A 17,267-nucleotide genomic window follows, 5' to 3' on the forward strand; every position below is an offset into this window, starting at 1 on the left:
CGCACCTGGCGAGTTACCCAAGCGGCCAAAGGGATCTGACTGTAAATCAGACTGCTCAGCATTCGGGGGTTCGAATCCCTCACTCGCCACCAAATTTTCTCTCGCGACTGAGGGCTCCTATGTCGCGAGACGCTCGTGGTTGGTGAGCTTTTGTCGTCGCATATTCTCGCCGCGCTCGACTCGCGCTTGACTCGCGCTTGACTCGCGCTAGTCGAGGGTGGGTACGAGTGTGAAGACGATCTCTTCGACTTGTCGACCGAGGCCTGGCGCGAAGTCGACGTTGCGCGTGACTTCGGTGAAGCCGCACTTCTCAAGCACAGCGATCGACGCGAGGTTGTGGGATGCGGCGCGAGCGAAAAGCGGTCTCGTGGCTTCTCGCGATACCAAAAGCTGCAGCGCGGCGGTGGCCACGCCACGACCCCAGGCATGGCGTGCGATCCAATAAGTGACCTCGCGATCGCCGTCGGCCATAAAAGTCGCCGCGGTTCCTGCGAACCCACCGTCCTCGGTGACCACGTGCATGCTGACATCTGGGTTGCCGCGCTCGCGGGCTATCCACTCGTCGAATCGGGTGCGATCATCCGGATCAGAGGCGGTGAACGCCGCCAGCTCGACGGCGGCGCTATCGCGCATCATCTCAAAGATTGCATCGAGATCGTCGTCGCCGAGTTCGCGAAGATCAATATGAGCCACGAAACCACCGTACCTACACCGCCACTTCGCGGGTAGTGCAGTTTTGCGAACGCGCTCGGGCCTCTGTCTTTTGATCACACCGTGTCAGGATGGCTTTCGAACGATCTCACGGTGAGAGAGGACTGTCATGACTGCGCCAGAGCATTCCTTGGGTTCTGTACCCGCTGCTGCTTCAGCTGAAGAGCAGGCGTTGCCGCCGCTTATGCGAGCTGCGATCTGGGTTGCGATCGGTGCGCTAATCGCGGCCGCGCTGGTGTGCGTAGTCTGGGTGCTCGTCGGCGAGCAGAACGGGATTATTGGCCGCGCTTTCGCCACGGTCCTTCTGCTGGCCGCGTTTGCGGGCGTCACGATTCTTGATGTTCACCTCGCTCCGCGTCGCCCGTCATGGTTTGCGCTGGCGAGCATGGCGACGTGGATCGTGTTGTTGCTTGTCGGCGCGGTGATGATCTGGATGCCCGAGCGCACGTGGTGGCTCGCGTCACGGTTCGTGAACTTTCTCATCATCGTGTTGATCTTCCAGTTGGTGCTGTTGCACGTGCGGTTCTACGTGAAGGCTTTCGCTCGCCGGGTCACGACATTCACCCAGGTGGTTGCGATCGTTACGATCGTGCTTGTCGTCACGCTGGCAGTGCTTCTCACGCTGCCGCTGATGTTCTCGGAGTGGCTGGACTTCTCCGACCTGTACGGCAGAGTCGTCGTAGCGGTTGCGATTCTCGCTGCCGTGGGCACGGCGTTGCTTCCGCTGGTCAACGTGCTGTTTACACCACACACACCGCGTCCCGCGCCGCCTGCTCACGCGGGTGGCAACGCTCACTACGGTGCGATTGCCGCGGCGCCTGCCCCTGAGCCGCTCCCGTGGCCGTACTACGTAGACGGCAAGACGCCCCTGCCGATGCTTCCAGACGGATCACCCGACTGGAATGCCTACTATTCCGGTCAGCCCAGCGCCGGCGCCTATGTTTTTCCCACGCCCGACCAGTCGTCACTGGCCGCATCCGAGTCTGAATCTGCGGCCGCGGAAGGGTCTGCCGGCGAGCAGCCCCCTGCCGCCCATGTTGCTGCAGCTCCGGAAGATGCGAGCGCAAATGCCGAGGCGGATGTCGCCCCAGCAGTGGCGACTGAGACCGCAACGGCGCCAACGGTGGCAGCCGACGAGATCGACTACCGCAACTTTCCACCGCCCCCGCCGTTGCCGCCTCGCCCTTGAACCCGCCTAGCCGCGCAGAATCTCGAGCGCTGCCATCGCCGCGTTGTGGCCGCCGATACCGCTGACAGCACCACCGCGCCGTGCGCCCGATCCGCAGATCAGCACCGCGTCGTGACTCGTGGCAACGCCCCATCGCCGCGCGGGGGTGTTCAACGGTTCGTCATCGCTTGCCCACGGCCATGAGAGCGAGCCATGAAAGATGTCGCCCCCGAGCATCCCGAGCGAAACTTCCAGGTCAGCCGTCGTGCGTGCTTCGACGCAGGGCGTGCCGTCTGGCGCAAGATAGAGGCAGTCAGCGATGGGCTCCGCGAGCACAGAGTTCAGCGAATCCATCGCCGACTTGAGCAACGCAGCGCGCACCGTGTCGGGGTCTTCGCCCGCGACGAGCCGGTGCGGCACATGCAACCCGAAGAGCGTGAGAGTCTGTACGCCTGATTCACGAAGCTGCGGGCCCAGAATTGTCGGGTCGCTCAATGAATGGCAGTAGATCTCCAACGGCAACGGATTCGGGATGCTGCCGCTCTTCGCAGCCGCGAAAGCTTGCTCAAGCTGCTTCATCGTCTCGTTGACGTGAAACGTTCCTGCAAACGCGGCCTCGGCTGAGACCTGCTCATCGCGCAGGCGCGGCAGCCGGGAGAGCAGCATGTTCACCTTGAGCTGTGCGCCCTCAGGCATTGCGATGTCTGCGTCGCTGGTTCCCATGAGCCGGTCAAGTACTGCGGGGCCCACTCCACTCAGCACCAGTCGTGCTCGCCACGCTTCATCGCCGGCATGCACGCTGCCATCGGGGTCAATCGCCGTCACGTTGACTGACGTGCGAATCTCTGCGCCAGCCGCGCGCGCTGCGCTCTCGAGCGCGCCACTGACCACGCCCATACCGCCTACGGGGACGTCCCAGTCTCCGGTGCCGCCACCAATCACGTGGTACAGAAAACAGAGATTCTGTCGCAGAGACTTGTCGTCGGCGCTGGCGAAGGTGCCAATCAGTCCGTCTGTGAGGGCGATCCCTCGCGCGATATCTGATTTCAGGTCGCGGTTGAGCATTTCGCCGAGAGGGCGCTCAACAAGGTCTTGCCAAAGCACATCGTTCTGCAAACGCTCACGAACCTCGCTCTCACGCAACAGCGGTTCGGTGACAGAGGGGAACACCGCTGCGGCGATCGGTGCAACGCGAGCGTAGAACTCCTCGAAACGTTCGGCTTCGGAGTCATCGCCGGTCACGCGCAAGAAGGATGCTGCTGTGGCGGTGGCATCTTCGTTGTCGACCAATATGCCCTCAGTCGGGTCATCGGGGTCGGGTGTGTACGACGAAAAGCGCCGGCGCTCAAGCGTGATGTCGAGGTGCAAATCATCGATGATTTGCTGGGGGAGCAGGCTGACCAGGTACGAATAGCGCGAGAGCTTTGCGTCGATGTCATCCCAAGGCCGTTCCGAGACTGCTGCGCCACCCACGTGTTCGAGGCGTTCAAGAACGACAACTGAGATGCCCGCTTGGGCAAGATACGCGGCCGCGACGAGCGCGTTGTGGCCGCCTCCAACGATGACGACGTCGTGCGTGAACATTGAGTGTGAAATGGCCATGCTTCACGGTAGCGGCAGGCCTCATCCCGCTACCGTGGGGACATGACTGATGTTTCCGAGCTGGCACACATTGCGATCGAGATTGCTCAGGAGGCAGGAGCGCTGGCGCGCCGCCGACGAGATGAGGGAGTACAGATCGCTGCGACCAAGTCGTCGATGGCAGACATCGTCACCGAGGCTGACCGAGAGGTCGAGTCACTCATTCGCGATCGACTCCGTTCGATGAGACCCGAAGATGGGTTCGTCGGTGAGGAGTCCGAACCCGAGACAGGTACGAGCGGCATCACCTGGATCGTCGATCCCATCGATGGAACCGTCAATTACGCCTATGGGATTCCGGCCTATGCGGTCAGTATCGCGGCCGTGCGAGGAACCCCCGAGCCCGACAAATGGACCGCCCTTGCGGGGGTGGTGTTCAATCCGGTGACGGCCGAGATCTTTCATGCTTCGCTCGGCAATGGTTCGTGGTTGGGCGGTCGGCGCATCGCTGTGAACGATGCACCCTCGCCCGCAGGTGCGCTGCTTGGCACCGGATTCGGCTATGACCCTCGCTCCCACGCGGGCGATCTGGCACGCGTGGCTCGAGTCATGCCGCTCGCTCGCGATATTCGCCGGTTCGGCTCGGCGGCCCTGGATCTGTGTGCAGTCGCGGCAGGCCGACTCGATGGATACTTCGAGCGTGGTCTGAAACCGTGGGATCACGCGGCAGGCGCCCTCATCGTCACCGAGGCGGGCGGTCGTGTGAGTGTTGGTCATGAGAGGGACGAATTCGGTCGCGTGCTTGTCGTAGCATCCAACTCGTTGCTCTTCGACTCGCTCTTCTCCTCTGCGAGCGGCGACTAGACGCAAAAGTAAACAGCGCGAACGAATTCCCGCGCCTCGGCGACGCACACATGGCATTCTCAGGCCTCCCCGGGTATTGTTTACCCGATCGTTACCTTTGGCCCGAACCAATTGTGACCTCATAAGCCCGAAGACCGTACCGTTGCCCCCGAAGCGACACGACCCGAGAGCTCCATCCCGCTTGTCTGCTGAAGCCCCTCAGGCTGCGAACGCGCCCACGCGTCGCTCGAGCCGTACCGCCGCCACGCCCGTTCAGCCGCCCGCTGCTGACCCGGCGTTGTCGCGCGCGCAGAGGCGTGAGCGAGCGGGAGCAGACCTTGCAGGTGCTACCGCGCGAATCGCCGATTCGGCGCATGCTGACGACGCAGCTCGTGCAGTGACAGAACCGACGAGTCGCCGCGCGCGTCGCGCAGCGACCGCGTCGCATGCAGTGGCCCCCGAGGCGCCGGCTCCCGTGCTCACCCCCGCGTTCACCGAGACGGGTTCGTTTGCGCTCGCAGAGCCCACAGTTCGCGACGAGGCGGCAATCGACGCAGAGCCTGCAGCTCACAACGCGGCCGCAATTGACGCGGAGCCTGTTGAGCTCGCGGCCGATGCGCATGAGAGCAACGATGATGCATTCGCTGCGTCGGCACGCCTGTTCTCATTCACGGGTGAACTGCCCGTGCGTGAAGAAGCCGTTCAGTTTGACGACGCTGAAACCGTCATTGTGCACCCGACTACTCGCGCCACTGCTGCGGCGAGGCGCCGGGTCAGCCGGCGTGCCGCTCTGAAGAGAGCCACAGCCCTTTCCTTCTCGGTTGGAGTGATGGGGGCTGTCGGCTTGCTGACTGTCGGCATGACGACGCCTGCTGAAGCGATGGCTGCGATGACTGCTGGTTCGCAGGGCGCAACGATTGCGGCGGGCGATGTTGGCCCCACCGACGATGACGACGAGATCCAGGCCTACGTTGCACCATCGACGATTGAGAATGCCACGCTTGACCGCGAAGGCGGTTACGACACCGTCACGGTCGCAGAAGTTGCATCTGACTCTGGCATCTCGAATGTCTCTGACCTCTTCGTGAACGATCCGAATGCTGACATCCAATGGCCATTCGCTGTGGGCGTTCCGATGAGTTACGGCTTCGGCATGCGCTCGGGAACGATGCACGAAGGCGTGGACTTCACCCCCGGAGAGGGTGCGCCTGTGCAGGCGATTGCCGACGGTGTGGTGCGCGTGGCAACAGAAGCTGGCGGGGCATACGGCGTGCACGTGATCATCGATCACGAAGTCGACGGGGTGCTCGTATCGAGCCACTACGCGCACATGCTCTATGGTTCGCTGCAGGTCACGGCGGGGCAGCAGGTGACGGTAGGCACGGTCATCGGAAACACTGGCGACACGGGTTACTCATTCGGTGCGCACACACACTTTGAGATTCTGCTGAACGGCACCACCGCTATCGACCCGCTGGTCTGGCTGCAAGAGAACGCGGGATAGTGGCACCGGTTCAGCAATAGGCGGATGCTCTGGTATCCTCTTCTAGTTGCCTGTTGCAGGCAGCACGCCCCGATAGCTCAGTGGTAGAGCACTTCCATGGTAAGGAAGGGGTCGACAGTTCAAACCTGTCTCGGGGCTCGTAGTATTCGGATCGAATGATCTGAAAACGGTGCGGCGGGGTAGCTCAGTTGGTGAGAGCGCACGACTCATAATCGTGAGGTCGCGGGTTCAAGCCCCGCTCCCGCTACAGATTGAAACCCTCGGATTTCCGGGGGTTTTTTCGTTGTCTCACGGCTGCTCTAGTCGCAGACGAGCTCCAGGCGGAATCTCGCGCCGTTCCCATCAGACGCACGCCGCACAAATCCATCTGTGGGCTGTTCGTGCACTTTGGTTCACCTGACGCCCGCTAGCCTTCGTTGATGAGCAAGCCTTCGAAGACTGCCGACGAGGCAATTGCCTCAGACTCTTCGAGTCGCGGCCATCGCGGTTGGCGCGTAGCTGCGTGGATCGTCGGCTCGTTGCTGGTCGTCGCGGTCGTGGGCGCCATAGTCGGCGCGGTGACACCGACTCCGTCAGCCCTGATCATCCGCAGTTTGTTCGTGAAAGACGGCGCGACCACCGCCGCAGAGATGCAAAAGCACGTGGCGGTTGAACCCACCACCCAAATGTTCGACATCGCTTACGGCGATGGAGTCAACCCCGTCGAGACGCTAGATCTCTTCAGCAATGCTGCGGACGCCGAGGCGCTACCCACCGTCGTATGGATTCATGGTGGGGCGTGGGTTTCCGGATCCTCAGCAAACGTCAACCCGTACTTGCAACTGCTCGCCAATGAGGGGTACACGACTGTTGGCGTCAACTATGGCCTCGGGCCGGAGGCGACGTACCCCACCGCGGTGAACCAGCTCAATGAGGCGCTCGGCTACCTCGACGATCATGCTGATGAGCTCGGCATTGACAGCTCGAAGATCGTGTTGGCTGGTGACTCGGCGGGGGCCCAGCTTGCCAGCCAGCTCGCCACGCTGATCACCAACGAGCGCTATGCCAATCTGATGGGAATTGCCCCTACCCTCGAACCCGAGCAGCTCAGTGGCGCGCTGCTCAACTGCGGTGTTTACGATCTGGCATCGATGGCCGAGCTCGATGGAATCATCGCTTGGGGTCTGCAGACGTCGCTGTGGGCATACACGGGCACCAAGAACTGGTCGGCAACCTACGAGGGCGCGACGATGTCGACCATCGATTTCGCTACACCCGACTTTCCTCCCACCTACATCAGCGGCGGCAATGGCGATGGGCTCACCTGGTTGCAATCGATACCGATGAGCACGGCGCTTCAAGCCGCAGGCGTGCCCGTCACCGAGCTGTTCTGGCCCGCTGATCATGAGCCCGCGCTTGCCCATGAGTACCAGTTCCATCTTGATCGCCCCGAAGCGCAACAAGCGCTCGAGGCGACTATCGGCTGGCTAGCCGAAGTGACGAGCTAGCTTCTTCGTTCGCGATAGTCGACGCATAAGGCCAATTGCCAGCCTGGCGGGGTACGCTGTACTCGATAGGCGAACATCTCATTCGTCTCGCCCCGGCCGCGTGGTAACGGTCGGGGCTTTTTCATGCCCGCGTGCGTGCCTAGCGTTGGCAGACGGATAGGGTTTGAGAATGACGACGACCCCTCCTGGCTGGTATGACGACGGACACGGCGCAATGCGCTGGTGGGATGGCTCGCAGTGGACCGAGCATGTGGCTGTTCCCAACGCGGAGCAGAGCGGCGTCACAGAGTCGGCTACCGCCAGCGATGCAGAACCAGCCGGCCCTGCGTCGGTTGAGGACTTCATGGCTGCAATGGAAGCTGATGCCGCCCAGACTCCGGGATACGTGCACGCACCCGATGGATACCCGGGAGCGGTGCCAGGCGCTGAAGCTCCCGCGTACAGCGGCGGATTCGTGGCCGCCACTGAACCCGGCAAGTCCAAGCTGTGGGTGGTGTGGGTCGTGCTGGGCGTTGTGCTGCTTGGCATCGTCATCGCTATCGCAGTTGTCGTGCCGCTGCTGATCTTCAGCCTGTCGACGTCAGATGGCTCTTCCGAAACCAGTTCGTCAGTGGTCGCCGAGAGCGCGGACCAGCAGGCGGCCGTCGACGCAGTGCTGTTGTACGACCACGCGTGGGCAAGTGCGGACTGCGAGAGCTATTTCGCATCGACCACCGAGTCGTTCCGCGCAACTGAGGGCGCTGTGGACTGCGTTACCTTCACCCAGTTGGTCGAAGACTTCGATGCGACATCCTCGGAGTATCAGGTAACCGTGGTCAGCATCAACGAAGAGCCCGGCGTGATATTCGTCGAGACCGACGAAACCTACAAAGTGCCTTTCGACGAAGAAGGCAATCCGACAGATTCAGACAACACCGTCGTTGATGAGTACGAATACCTGGTCGTTGAAGTGAACGGCGACTGGGCGATCGACAGCATCAGCAATCGGTGACGCGTGCCTGAAACTACAAAGAACCCCAAGAGCTTCAGCTTCATCGCTGCGTGCATCGGTATCGGCCTGATCGCCGGATTGATGTCGGGCCTTTTCGGCGTCGGCGGTGGCACGGTGATCGTGCCATTGCTCGTGCTGCTGCTCGGCTTCGAACAGCGACTCGCCGCGGGTACCTCGCTCGCTGCGATTGTGCCCACAGCCACGGTCGGTGTCGTCTCGTACGCGCTATCGGACTCCGTGGCATGGATTCCCGCACTGATCCTTGCCGCGACGGCGGTGATCGGCGCTCAGGTGGGCACGTGGCTACTGGCGCGGCTGTCGGCCACCATTCTTCGATGGTCGTTCATCGGCTTTCTAGGCATCGTCATCGTCAGCCTGTTCCTGGTGATTCCTTCTCGCGATGCCGGGCTTCAGCTTGACTGGTGGAACGGGCTCGGCCTGGCCGCTGTCGGGTTCGTCACCGGCGTGCTTTCCGGTCTGCTCGGTGTGGGCGGCGGAATCATCGTGGTGCCCGCGCTCATACTCCTATTCGGAACGAGCGACCTCATCGCCAAGGGCACCTCACTGCTCATGATGATCCCGACCGCGATCTCTGGCACGGTGGGAAACCTTCGCCGCAGCAACGTCAATCTGTTCGCCGCAGCCATCATCGGCGGGGCGGCATGTACGACCACGGCTGTCGGTGCCTGGTTCGCGACCCTGCTCGACCCTTTCGCAGCCAACATCCTTTTCGCGTTGTTCCTTACCTTCATCGCCGTTCAAATGGGCGTGAAAGCCGTCAAGGCGCAGCGGAACAAGAACAAGTGACAGCGATCGGGCTCTGCCCCGGTCGATAGGATTGTGTACGTGCCAGTGAACCCCGAGATCGTCGGTCGCGTCTTCCCGCCGACTGCCCCCTACCTCGTGGGTCGTGAGAAGGTGCGTGAGTTCTCGCGCGCGGTCTTCGCCAACGATCCTCAGCATGTCGACCCTGAAGCAGCCCGTGCCCTCGGCTATGCCGACGTGGTTGCGCCTCCGACGTTCGCCATGGTGGTGCAAGATCTCACTCTGCAGCAGCTGATTTCGGCGCCCGATTCGGGCATCGTGCTCTCGAGGGTCATTCACGCAGAGCAGCGTTTTCGCTATACCCGCGCGATCGTTGCGGGCGATGAGCTGACGGCTCAGCTGACAGTAACGGGCATCCGCACGCTCGGTGGCAACGCCATGGTGACCAGCGATGCTGAAGTAGTGGATGCTGACGGCGCGCACGTTGTGACAGCGACGTCGGTGCTGCTGGTCGGGCAGGCAAGCGAATGAGCGCTCTTGCAGTCGGAGACGTCGTCGCCGAAAGAACAGTTCATCTCACCCGCGAGTCGCTCGTGCGGTACGCCGGAGCATCCGGAGACTTCAACCCCATTCACTACCGCGACGACGTCGCCGAAACGGTGGGTCTGCCGGGCGTGCTGGCACACGGCATGCTGACGATGGGCCTTGCCGTAGAGACGATCGTGCCATGGCTGGGTGACTCGGGGCGCATTCTCGAGTACGGCGTTCGGTTCACGCGTCCGGTGGTCGTCGACGCCGCGGCCGGCGCCGAGGTATCGGTTGTTGCCAAGGTCGGCGCGATCGCAGAAGACGCAGTGCGCGTTGACCTGACGGTGACTCACGCTGATACGACCGTGCTGGGCAAAGCTCAGGTGCGAGTTCGGGTCGGTTGAGTCGTGCCCGAGATTGCACCGATCCCGCTCTCGCAGCTCACAACGCTGCGCACGGGCGCCGCGCCAGCACGAATGGTCGACGCTACGACCCGTGATGAGCTGATCAGCACTCTGCATGACGTGTGGGCTACCGGCGAGGAGTGGTTTGTTCTCGGCGGCGGCTCGAATCTGTTCGTCGGCGACGAGCCGTTCGAGGGCACCGTGGTTCGCATTCTGACTGAGGGCATCGAACGTCAACCTGGAACGCGTCCCGGTTTCACACGTGTGAAAGTGCAAGCGGGGCACAACTGGGACGCACTCGTCGCCTTTGCCGTCGATGCTGGACTCGCCGGGATCGAGGCGATGTCGGGAATACCGGGAACCGTCGGTGCAGCCCCGGTGCAGAACGTGGGCGCATACGGTCAGGAGATCGTTCAGACGCTCGTGGAGGCTGAGCTCATCGATGAATCGACCGGCGATGTCTCGACGGTGTCGGCCGAAGAACTCGGTCTCGGTTTTCGCACCTCAGTGCTCAAGCAGCACTACGGATCATTGCCGGCCCGCCGCGCGGTGATCATCTCGGTGACCTTCGAGCTTGCAGAGGTAGGCCAAGGTGATCGCCCGATCGCCGGTGAGCAGTTGCGTTCCGCGTTGCGTTTGGAATCAGACGATCGCGTCAGCCTCAAATGGATTCGTGACCACGTGCTTGCAACTCGTGTCAGCAAAGGCATGGTGCTCGACGACACAGACGCCGACACATACAGCGCGGGTTCTTTCTTTCAGAATGCCGTGGTGTCGGAGTCCTTCGCCCGCACGCTTCCAGCCGAGTGCCCTCGCTGGCCCGTGGCCCCAGACCTCGATCCGGTGCTCGTCATTCCTCTGGACTCGTTCGACGGCTATGTGCCGAAGCTTGCGGCCAAGAAGTCTGAGGTCAAGGTGAGCTCAGCCTGGCTGATCGAGCAATCGGGCATTGGCAAGAGCTTCAAGCTGCCGCGGTCTCGAGCCTCGTTGTCGACCAAGCACGCACTTGCTCTTACGAACAGAGGCAACGCGACGGCGGGTGAGCTCGCTGAGCTCGCCCGCTTCATTCAGAACCGGGTGTACTCAGAATTCGGCCTCGTATTGCAACCAGAGCCAGTACTCGTGGGAGTCGACCTCTGACGAGCGTTGCGTCGTCGGCCGTTACGCGGTGAACAGACGCTGCATGCGCTGGATGCCCTCGAGCAGAGCGTCGTCGCCGAGCGCATAAGACAACCGAAGGTACCCGCTGGGGCCGAACGCCTCGCCGGGGACGACGGCAACCTCAGCCTCTTCGAGGATCAGATCAGCGAGCTCGAGTGAAGTGGTCGGAGTTTTTCCAGCCCACGTCTTGCCGAGAAGGCCGGTGACGTCGGGGTATGCGTAGAAGGCGCCAAGCGGGTTCGGCGTATGAACCCCATCGATCTTGTTCAGCTCGCTCACGATCAGCTGACGTCGACGGTCGAACGCCTCGCGCATCTGCTTGACCTCGTCTTGCGGGCCCGTCAGGGCGGCAACGGCGGCGCGCTGGGCGACATTGTTGACGTTGCTCGACAGATGAGATTGCAGGTTTGCCGCGACCTTGATGGCGTCTTTCGGCCCGATCATCCAACCCACGCGCCAACCGGTCATCGCGTAGGTCTTGGCAACGCCATTGACAAGAATGGTCTGGTTCGCCGCCTCGGGCACCGCTTCAACGATCGACACCGCACGGGCGCCTTCGTAGACGAGGTTCTGATAGATCTCGTCGGAGATGATCCAGATGCCGTGCTCGACGGCCCACTCGCCGATCGCACGAGTCTCGTCGGGCGTGTAGACAGAACCCGTTGGGTTTGACGGCGAGACGAAGACCAGCACGGTGGTTTTGGGGGTGCGTGCGGCCTCAAGCTGCGCAACCGTCACCTTGTAGTCCTGCTCAGCTCCGGCGAACACTTCCACGGGTACGCCATCGGCCAAAGCGATCGCCTCGGGGTAGGTGGTCCAATACGGAGCGGGAAGCAGCACCTCATCGCCCGGGTTCACGACGGCCTGAAAAGCTTGGTAGACCGACTGCTTGCCACCGTTGGTGACGATGATCTGCGACGGGTCAACTTCAAGGCCTGAATCCCGCAGTGTCTTTGCCGCGATGGCTTCTCGCAACACCGGCAGGCCTACGGCCGGGGTGTAACGAAAGTTCGCCGGGTTCTGCAAGGCCTCGGCCGCAGCATCCACAATGAACTGCGGCGTCGAGAAATCAGGCTCGCCTGCGGCATAGCTGATCACGGGCCGGCCCGCAGCCTGAAGGGCTTTGGCCTTGGCGTCGACCTTGAGCGTTGCAGACTCGGCGATGGCGGACAATTTGCGGGAGAGTGGTGCGCGTTCGGTCACATCTACGAGCGTAGTCGCGCGAGGTGCGACGTGGAATGTGAACCCTGACGGATCTTGGATTGTGCTGTTGTAGAGCACCCACGAGACTGGGTCTATGAATACGGTAGCGATCCACGTGCGAAATCTTCGTAAGTCGTACGGTGAACGCGAAGTGCTGCGTGACGTATCGTTCGACATTCAGCGGGGTGAGACGTTTGCCCTGCTCGGCCCGAATGGAGCGGGAAAGTCCACGACCGTTGAAATCCTCGAGGGCTACCGCTCTCGATCGGGTGGCACCGTGAGTGTGCTGGGCACCGATCCGGATTCTGGAAGCCTGTCGTGGAAGGCGAAACTCGGCATCGTGCTGCAGTCAACGGGGCAAGCTGGCGCCTACACCGTGCGTGAGCAGCTGCAACAGTTCAGCCGCTACTATCCGAATCCGCGTGAGGTTGAAGAGGTGATCACCTCGGTCGGCCTCGAACAGCAGGCCCGCACCCGCATCTCACGTCTGTCGGGAGGGCAACAGCGTCGCGTCGATGTCGCGCTCGGAATTATCGGGCGACCTGAAGTGCTTTTTCTCGATGAGCCCACGACCGGGTTCGACCCGCACGCCCGCAGGGAGTTCTGGCAACTCATTCGCGGGCTGCAGTCGGAAGGCACGACGATCGTGCTGACCACCCACTATCTCGACGAAGCCGCTCAGCTGGCAGACCGCGTCGCGGTCATCGCGGCAGGTGTCGTTCACGCTATCGGTCCGATCGACTCGTTCGGCGGCGAAGGAGCGCGAACGCCACGCGTGCGCTGGCTTGAGGCGGCGCAAGAGCGCATTGAAACCACGGCGACACCCCTCGAATTTGCGAATGCGCTTGCGGTTCGGCTGGGTGCCGAGCCTGAAGGCCTCGAGATTCGCAGGCCTGGTCTTGAAGAGATCTACCTATCGATGATCGAAGAATCTGCAGAAGCGGAGGCCCGTCGATGAGCGTGTTGGCGCTGGGTGCGTCGCGAGTCGGCTACGAAGTTCGCGGCTACTTTCGGGCGCCCGACACGTTGCTGTTCACCTTCTTTTTCCCTGTGATGATGCTCGCCCTGTTCAGTTCTATCTTTGGCGCCGACGGAGATCTCGTCGTCGGGCCCGAGGTAGAGGCGCTGTCTGCAGCTCAGCTCTATCTGCCGGGAATGCTTGCCGCAGGCCTGCTGCTCTCTGGTTTTCAGAACCTCGCGACCGACATCGCTATGGAGCGATCTGATGGAACCCTCAAGCGGCTTGGCGGCACGCCGTTGTCGCCGCTGAGCTACTTCCTCGGCAAGTTCGGTCAGGTGTTTGCGACCGGAATCGTGCAGGCAACGTTGCTGTTGCTGGTGGCCGCGTTTGGTTTCGGCGTTGAATTGCCCACGTCGCTCGAGTCGTGGACCACCTTCGCATGGGTGTTCGTGCTCGGCATCTTGACCTCAGCTTTGCTGGGGATCGCGATGTCAGCCGTTCCCCGAACCGGAAAGAGCGCCGTCGCCGTTGTCGTGCCGGTGGCGCTGATTCTTCAGTTCACTTCAGGGGTTTATCTCTTCTTCTGGCTGCTGCCCGACTGGTTGCAGAATCTCGCCAGCCTGTTCCCGCTGGTGTGGATGGCGCGGGGCATGCGCGCGGTGTTTCTGCCAGAGGACTTCGCCACCCTCGAGCCTGCTGGGGCATGGGAGCTCGGCTGGGTGGCTGTCGCTCTCTTGATCTGGCTCGTTGTCGGGGCGGTCTTGAGCCTGCTTACGTTCCGCTGGAATCGCCGCAGCGGCTAGACGTGCTTGGCCGTTGCCAACCACAGCGCGCCGCGACTCTGCGTTGTGGCAGAGACGCGGCGCGCTGCTAGCTAGCTGAAACTAGTCGGCTTCGGTCAGGTAGTTGGCGTAGGCCGACAGGGTCAAGAACGCGGGGAACTCGCTGCCCAGAGCGACTTCGCGAAAGATTGCCGCCGCGTCATCGAATCGGTCGCCCTCGCGACGATCGACTTCGCCGAGCACCCGTGTGATGAGCCCTTCGACGTACTCGCGAGTGATCAGTGCGCCATCAGCTGTTCGCTGATCCTGGTGGATCCACTGCCACACTTGCGATCGCGAGATCTCAGCGGTGGCGGCATCTTCCATCAGGTTGTCGAGCGCAACGGCACCGAGTCCACGCAACCAGGCCTCGATGTAGCGGATCGCCACCGACACGTTGTCGTGAACGCCCTGCGCAGTGATCGGGCGACCGATGTGCACGTCGAGCAGATCGGCTGCCGTGACCTCAACATCGTCACGCTGGCGATCGACCTGGTTCGGCTTGTCGCCCAGCACCGCATCGAACTCTGCCATTGCGGCGGGAATCAGATCAGGGTGCGCTACCCAGGTGCCGTCAAAGCCCATGCCAGCCTCGCGGTTCTTGTCGGCAGACACCTTCTCGAAGGCACGCGCAGTCACCTCAGGATCACGACGATTCGGAATGAACGCGCTCATGCCGCCGATCGCGAATGCCCCCCGCTTGTGGCAGGTCTTCACGAGAAGCTCGGTGTACGAGCGCATGAACGGAACGGTCATCGTCACTTCGCTGCGGTCAGGGAGCACGAAGCGTGCACCGCGGCCGCGGTAGTTCTTGATGATCGAGAAGATGTAGTCCCAGCGTCCCGCGTTCAGACCCGCACAGTGATCGCGCAGCTCAAACAGGATCTCGTCCATCTCGAAGGCTGCCGGCAGGGTCTCGATGAGAACTGTCGCCCGCACCGTGCCGTGGGTAATGCCGACGTAGTTCTCTGCGAAGGTGAACACGTCGTCCCAGAGCTTGGCTTCTTCAGCGCTCTCGAGCTTGGCGATGTAGAAGTAGGGCCCGCGACCATTCTCGATGAGCTGCTTCGCGTTGTGAAAGAAGTACAGCCCGAAATCGATCAGCGAACCCGAGGCCGCCATCTCGCGCCCCGAGCGGTCGGTGAACCGCAGGTGATTCTCGGTCAGATGCCATCCACGCGGGCGCATCACGATCGTCGGAGTCTCTTCGGCGGTGACTTCGTAGGTCTTGCCTTCGGGGCTCGTGAACGACAATTCGCCGCGGATCGCATCGCGCAACGACAGTTGGCCTTCGATCACGTTCTTCCAGGTCGGGCTTGTGGCATCTTCCTGGTCGGCGAGCCATACCTTCGCACCCGAGTTGAGCGCGTTGATGGTCATCTTGGGATCGGTGGGGCCGGTGATCTCGACACGACGGTCTTCGAGGCCCGGGCCCGCTCCGGCGACCTGCCATTCGGCATCCTCGCGAATGTGAGCGGTGTCGTCGCGAAAGCGCGGGTCGTGCCCGTTTCCGATTTCGTAGCGGCGCCGCATGCGATCGGCGAGCCGGTCGTGGCGGCGCCCCGAGAAGCGGTGGTGCAGCGCGGCGAGAAAAGCGACGGCCTCGGGTGTGAGGATCTCGTCATAGCGAGGACGCATTTCACCCAGAATCTGGATGCTCGCGGTGGTCGTCGTCGGGATGGAGTTCGTCTCGGGCGCGATGCCCGTAGCGGTCGGAGTCATTGCCCTGTCCTTATCTGTGTGGGTCGTACGAAATATCTGGCGGGATGCTGCGGCCACCCGGATGGGGGAGCCGCAGCATCCGAACACTTGGTCAGTGGAATTGCTGCGCCTCGGTCGAACCGACCAGGGCGAGGGTGGCGCTGTCAGGGTTGAGCGCGGTAGAGACGCGATCGAAGTAGCCGGTGCCCGCTTCGCGCTGGTGCTTGGTAGCGGTGTAGCCGTCCTTCTCGGCATCGAACTCAGCTTCTTGCAGCTCGACGTAGGCGCTCATAGCGCGATCGGCGTAGCCGCGGGCAAGGTCGAACATGGAGTAGTTCAACGCGTGGAAGCCCGCGAGGGTGATGAACTGGAACTTGTAGCCCAGGTCGGCGAGTTCTTGTTGGAAGGTAGCGATCTGTGCGTCGTTGAGGTGACGCTTCCAGTTGAAGCTGGGCGAGCAGTTGTACGCGAGCAGCTTGCCCGGGTACTTTGCGTGAATCGCCTTGGCGAACTCGCGAGCAAGTTCAATGTCAGGCTCGCCCGTCTCGACCCAGATGAGGTCAGCGTAGGGCGCGAATGCCATTCCGCGGCTGATCACTGCGTCGAGACCGGGGTTGACGCGATAGAAGCCCTCGCTCGTGCGCTCGCCGGTGGTGAACTGCTGGTCGCGCTCGTCGACATCACTCGTGAGCAGATCGGCAGCCAGCGCATCGGTTCGCGCAATGATGACCGTCGGCACGCCGGCAACGTCGGCGGCGAGCCGAGCGGCGTTCAAGGTGCGGATGTGCTGCTGCGTGGGAACAAGCACCTTTCCGCCCAAGTGGCCACACTTTTTCTCGCTCGCGAGCTGGTCTTCCCAGTGGATGCCTGCGGCACCCGAAGAAATCAGCGACTGAGCGAGCTCGTAGGCGTTCAGTGGACCGCCGAAGCCAGCCTCGGCGTCAGCGACGATCGGGGCCAACCAGTCCTGAGTGATTTCGCCCTCGGCGTGCTCGAGCTGGTCTTGGCGGATCAGCGCGTTGTTGATCCGGCGCACCACGGCCGGCACCGAGTTGGCGGGGTAGAGGCTCTGGTCAGGGTAGGTCTGGCCGGCGAGATTGCCATCGGCAGCTACTTGCCATCCCGACAGGTAGATGGCTTTCAGTCCCGCACGAATCTGTTGCACTGCCTGACCGCCGGTGTATGCGCCGAGTGCACGGATGTAGTCCTCCGTGTGCAACAGGTTCCAAAGGTTCTCGGCGCCACGCTGCGCGAGCGTCGACTCTTCACGAACGGATCCGCGCAGTGCGACGACGTCTTCTGCCGAGAAGGTGCGCTCGATGCCCTGCCAGCGAGGATCGGTATCCCAGATCTCCTGAAGCTCGGCAGCGGTCTGCGTCTGGTCGCCTGCACGAAGCGGCGGCTGGCCGGGGGTGGCTTGGATCGTCATGGCGGTTCT

Annotated in this window: 16 protein-coding genes and 3 tRNA genes; 14 read left to right on the plus strand and 5 right to left on the minus strand. The window is 62.4% G+C overall.

Translation table 11 applies throughout. From position 1 onward, the window contains the following. Positions 1–7 precede the first annotated feature (7 nt). A tRNA-Tyr gene (locus SJY18_RS12485) sits at positions 8–92 on the plus strand. Positions 93–207: 115 nt separating this feature from the next. On the opposite strand, the gene SJY18_RS12490 is transcribed toward SJY18_RS12485, so the two are convergent. Beyond that, positions 208–693, minus strand: a complete 486-nt coding sequence (locus tag SJY18_RS12490) for a GNAT family N-acetyltransferase (protein WP_396667808.1) — start codon at positions 691–693, stop codon at positions 208–210. Between the two features lie 127 nt (positions 694–820). On the opposite strand from SJY18_RS12490, the gene SJY18_RS12495 reads away from it, so the two are divergent. Beyond that, positions 821–1,900 carry a hypothetical protein gene (locus tag SJY18_RS12495; RefSeq protein ID WP_396667809.1) on the plus strand — a complete coding sequence of 360 codons (1,080 nt, stop codon included), beginning with the start codon at positions 821–823 and terminating at the stop codon, positions 1,898–1,900. Between the two features lie 6 nt (positions 1,901–1,906). Here SJY18_RS12495 and SJY18_RS12500 read toward each other — a convergent pair whose 3' ends face one another. Continuing rightward, a complete protein-coding gene (locus tag SJY18_RS12500; RefSeq protein ID WP_396667810.1) occupies positions 1,907–3,481 on the minus strand; it encodes a phytoene desaturase family protein in 1,575 nt (524 codons plus the stop codon). 42 nt (positions 3,482–3,523) lie between these two features. On the opposite strand from SJY18_RS12500, the gene SJY18_RS12505 reads away from it, so the two are divergent. The 10 genes from SJY18_RS12505 to SJY18_RS12550 all read left to right on the plus strand — a co-directional run bounded on the left by SJY18_RS12505 (position 3,524) and on the right by SJY18_RS12550 (position 11,122). Continuing rightward, positions 3,524–4,324 carry an inositol monophosphatase family protein gene (locus SJY18_RS12505; RefSeq protein ID WP_396667811.1) on the plus strand — a complete coding sequence of 267 codons (801 nt, stop codon included), beginning with the start codon at positions 3,524–3,526 and terminating at the stop codon, positions 4,322–4,324. A gap of 376 nt (positions 4,325–4,700) precedes the next feature. Then, positions 4,701–5,807 (plus strand): M23 family metallopeptidase, encoded by a 1,107-nt coding sequence (locus SJY18_RS12510; RefSeq protein ID WP_396667812.1) that lies wholly within the window; start codon positions 4,701–4,703, stop codon positions 5,805–5,807. 66 nt (positions 5,808–5,873) lie between these two features. Continuing rightward, positions 5,874–5,945: transfer RNA gene (locus SJY18_RS12515), tRNA-Thr, on the plus strand. Between the two features lie 35 nt (positions 5,946–5,980). Further along, positions 5,981–6,054, plus strand: a tRNA-Met gene (locus tag SJY18_RS12520). Positions 6,055–6,226: 172 nt separating this feature from the next. Next, entirely contained in the window at positions 6,227–7,294 is a 1,068-nt protein-coding gene (locus SJY18_RS12525) for an alpha/beta hydrolase (protein WP_337337380.1), read from the plus strand. Between the two features lie 169 nt (positions 7,295–7,463). After that, positions 7,464–8,285, plus strand: a complete 822-nt coding sequence (locus SJY18_RS12530) for a DUF2510 domain-containing protein (RefSeq protein ID WP_396667813.1) — start codon at positions 7,464–7,466, stop codon at positions 8,283–8,285. 3 nt (positions 8,286–8,288) lie between these two features. After that, a complete protein-coding gene (locus SJY18_RS12535; protein ID WP_396667814.1) occupies positions 8,289–9,092 on the plus strand; it encodes a sulfite exporter TauE/SafE family protein in 804 nt (267 codons plus the stop codon). Positions 9,093–9,131: 39 nt separating this feature from the next. Beyond that, positions 9,132–9,581 (plus strand): MaoC family dehydratase N-terminal domain-containing protein, encoded by a 450-nt coding sequence (locus tag SJY18_RS12540; protein WP_337337383.1) that lies wholly within the window; start codon positions 9,132–9,134, stop codon positions 9,579–9,581. Beyond that, positions 9,578–9,982 carry a MaoC/PaaZ C-terminal domain-containing protein gene (locus SJY18_RS12545; protein WP_337337384.1) on the plus strand — a complete coding sequence of 135 codons (405 nt, stop codon included), beginning with the start codon at positions 9,578–9,580 and terminating at the stop codon, positions 9,980–9,982. Before SJY18_RS12540 ends, SJY18_RS12545 begins: the two co-directional genes overlap by 4 nt. A 3-nt stretch (positions 9,983–9,985) precedes the next feature. Further along, on the plus strand, positions 9,986–11,122 hold the full coding sequence (locus tag SJY18_RS12550) for a UDP-N-acetylmuramate dehydrogenase (RefSeq protein WP_396667815.1): 1,137 nt from the start codon (positions 9,986–9,988) through the stop codon (positions 11,120–11,122). Between the two features lie 21 nt (positions 11,123–11,143). Here SJY18_RS12550 and SJY18_RS12555 read toward each other — a convergent pair whose 3' ends face one another. Then, on the minus strand, positions 11,144–12,346 hold the full coding sequence (locus tag SJY18_RS12555) for a pyridoxal phosphate-dependent aminotransferase (RefSeq protein ID WP_396667816.1): 1,203 nt from the start codon (positions 12,344–12,346) through the stop codon (positions 11,144–11,146). Positions 12,347–12,440: 94 nt separating this feature from the next. Here SJY18_RS12555 and SJY18_RS12560 point away from each other — a divergent pair, with 94 nt between their 5' ends. After that, complete coding sequence (locus SJY18_RS12560; protein WP_396667817.1) at positions 12,441–13,304, plus strand: ABC transporter ATP-binding protein; 864 nt, start codon at positions 12,441–12,443, stop codon at positions 13,302–13,304. Further along, on the plus strand, positions 13,301–14,110 hold the full coding sequence (locus SJY18_RS12565; protein WP_337337388.1) for an ABC transporter permease: 810 nt from the start codon (positions 13,301–13,303) through the stop codon (positions 14,108–14,110). Before SJY18_RS12560 ends, SJY18_RS12565 begins: the two co-directional genes overlap by 4 nt. Before the next feature lie 81 nt (positions 14,111–14,191). On the opposite strand, the gene aceB is transcribed toward SJY18_RS12565, so the two are convergent. After that, positions 14,192–15,850, minus strand: a complete 1,659-nt coding sequence (aceB, locus tag SJY18_RS12570; protein WP_396667818.1) for a malate synthase A — start codon at positions 15,848–15,850, stop codon at positions 14,192–14,194. A gap of 91 nt (positions 15,851–15,941) precedes the next feature. Then, a complete protein-coding gene (aceA, locus tag SJY18_RS12575) occupies positions 15,942–17,258 on the minus strand; it encodes an isocitrate lyase (protein WP_337337390.1) in 1,317 nt (438 codons plus the stop codon). Positions 17,259–17,267: the final 9 nt, after the last annotated feature.

Origin of the sequence: Microbacterium sp. R86528, assembly GCF_044596335.1 — a bacterium.
Classification (GTDB): Bacteria; Actinomycetota; Actinomycetes; order Actinomycetales; family Microbacteriaceae; genus Microbacterium; species Microbacterium marmarense.

What these genes read in the sequence shown, in the direction of transcription:
- SJY18_RS12495 (WP_396667809.1), top strand. Translation starts at nt 821, where the DNA reads ATGACTGCGCCAGAGCATTCCTTGGGTTCTGTACCCGCTGCTGCTTCA.
- aceB (WP_396667818.1), bottom strand. Translation starts at nt 15,850, where the DNA reads ATGACTCCGACCGCTACGGGCATCGCGCCCGAGACGAACTCCATCCCG.
- SJY18_RS12545 (WP_337337384.1), top strand. Translation starts at nt 9,578, where the DNA reads ATGAGCGCTCTTGCAGTCGGAGACGTCGTCGCCGAAAGAACAGTTCAT.
- SJY18_RS12505 (WP_396667811.1), top strand. Translation starts at nt 3,524, where the DNA reads ATGACTGATGTTTCCGAGCTGGCACACATTGCGATCGAGATTGCTCAG.
- SJY18_RS12560 (WP_396667817.1), top strand. Translation starts at nt 12,441, where the DNA reads ATGAATACGGTAGCGATCCACGTGCGAAATCTTCGTAAGTCGTACGGT.
- SJY18_RS12525 (WP_337337380.1), top strand. Translation starts at nt 6,227, where the DNA reads ATGAGCAAGCCTTCGAAGACTGCCGACGAGGCAATTGCCTCAGACTCT.
- SJY18_RS12530 (WP_396667813.1), top strand. Translation starts at nt 7,464, where the DNA reads ATGACGACGACCCCTCCTGGCTGGTATGACGACGGACACGGCGCAATG.
- aceA (WP_337337390.1), bottom strand. Translation starts at nt 17,258, where the DNA reads ATGACGATCCAAGCCACCCCCGGCCAGCCGCCGCTTCGTGCAGGCGAC.
- SJY18_RS12565 (WP_337337388.1), top strand. Translation starts at nt 13,301, where the DNA reads ATGAGCGTGTTGGCGCTGGGTGCGTCGCGAGTCGGCTACGAAGTTCGC.
- SJY18_RS12500 (WP_396667810.1), bottom strand. Translation starts at nt 3,481, where the DNA reads ATGGCCATTTCACACTCAATGTTCACGCACGACGTCGTCATCGTTGGA.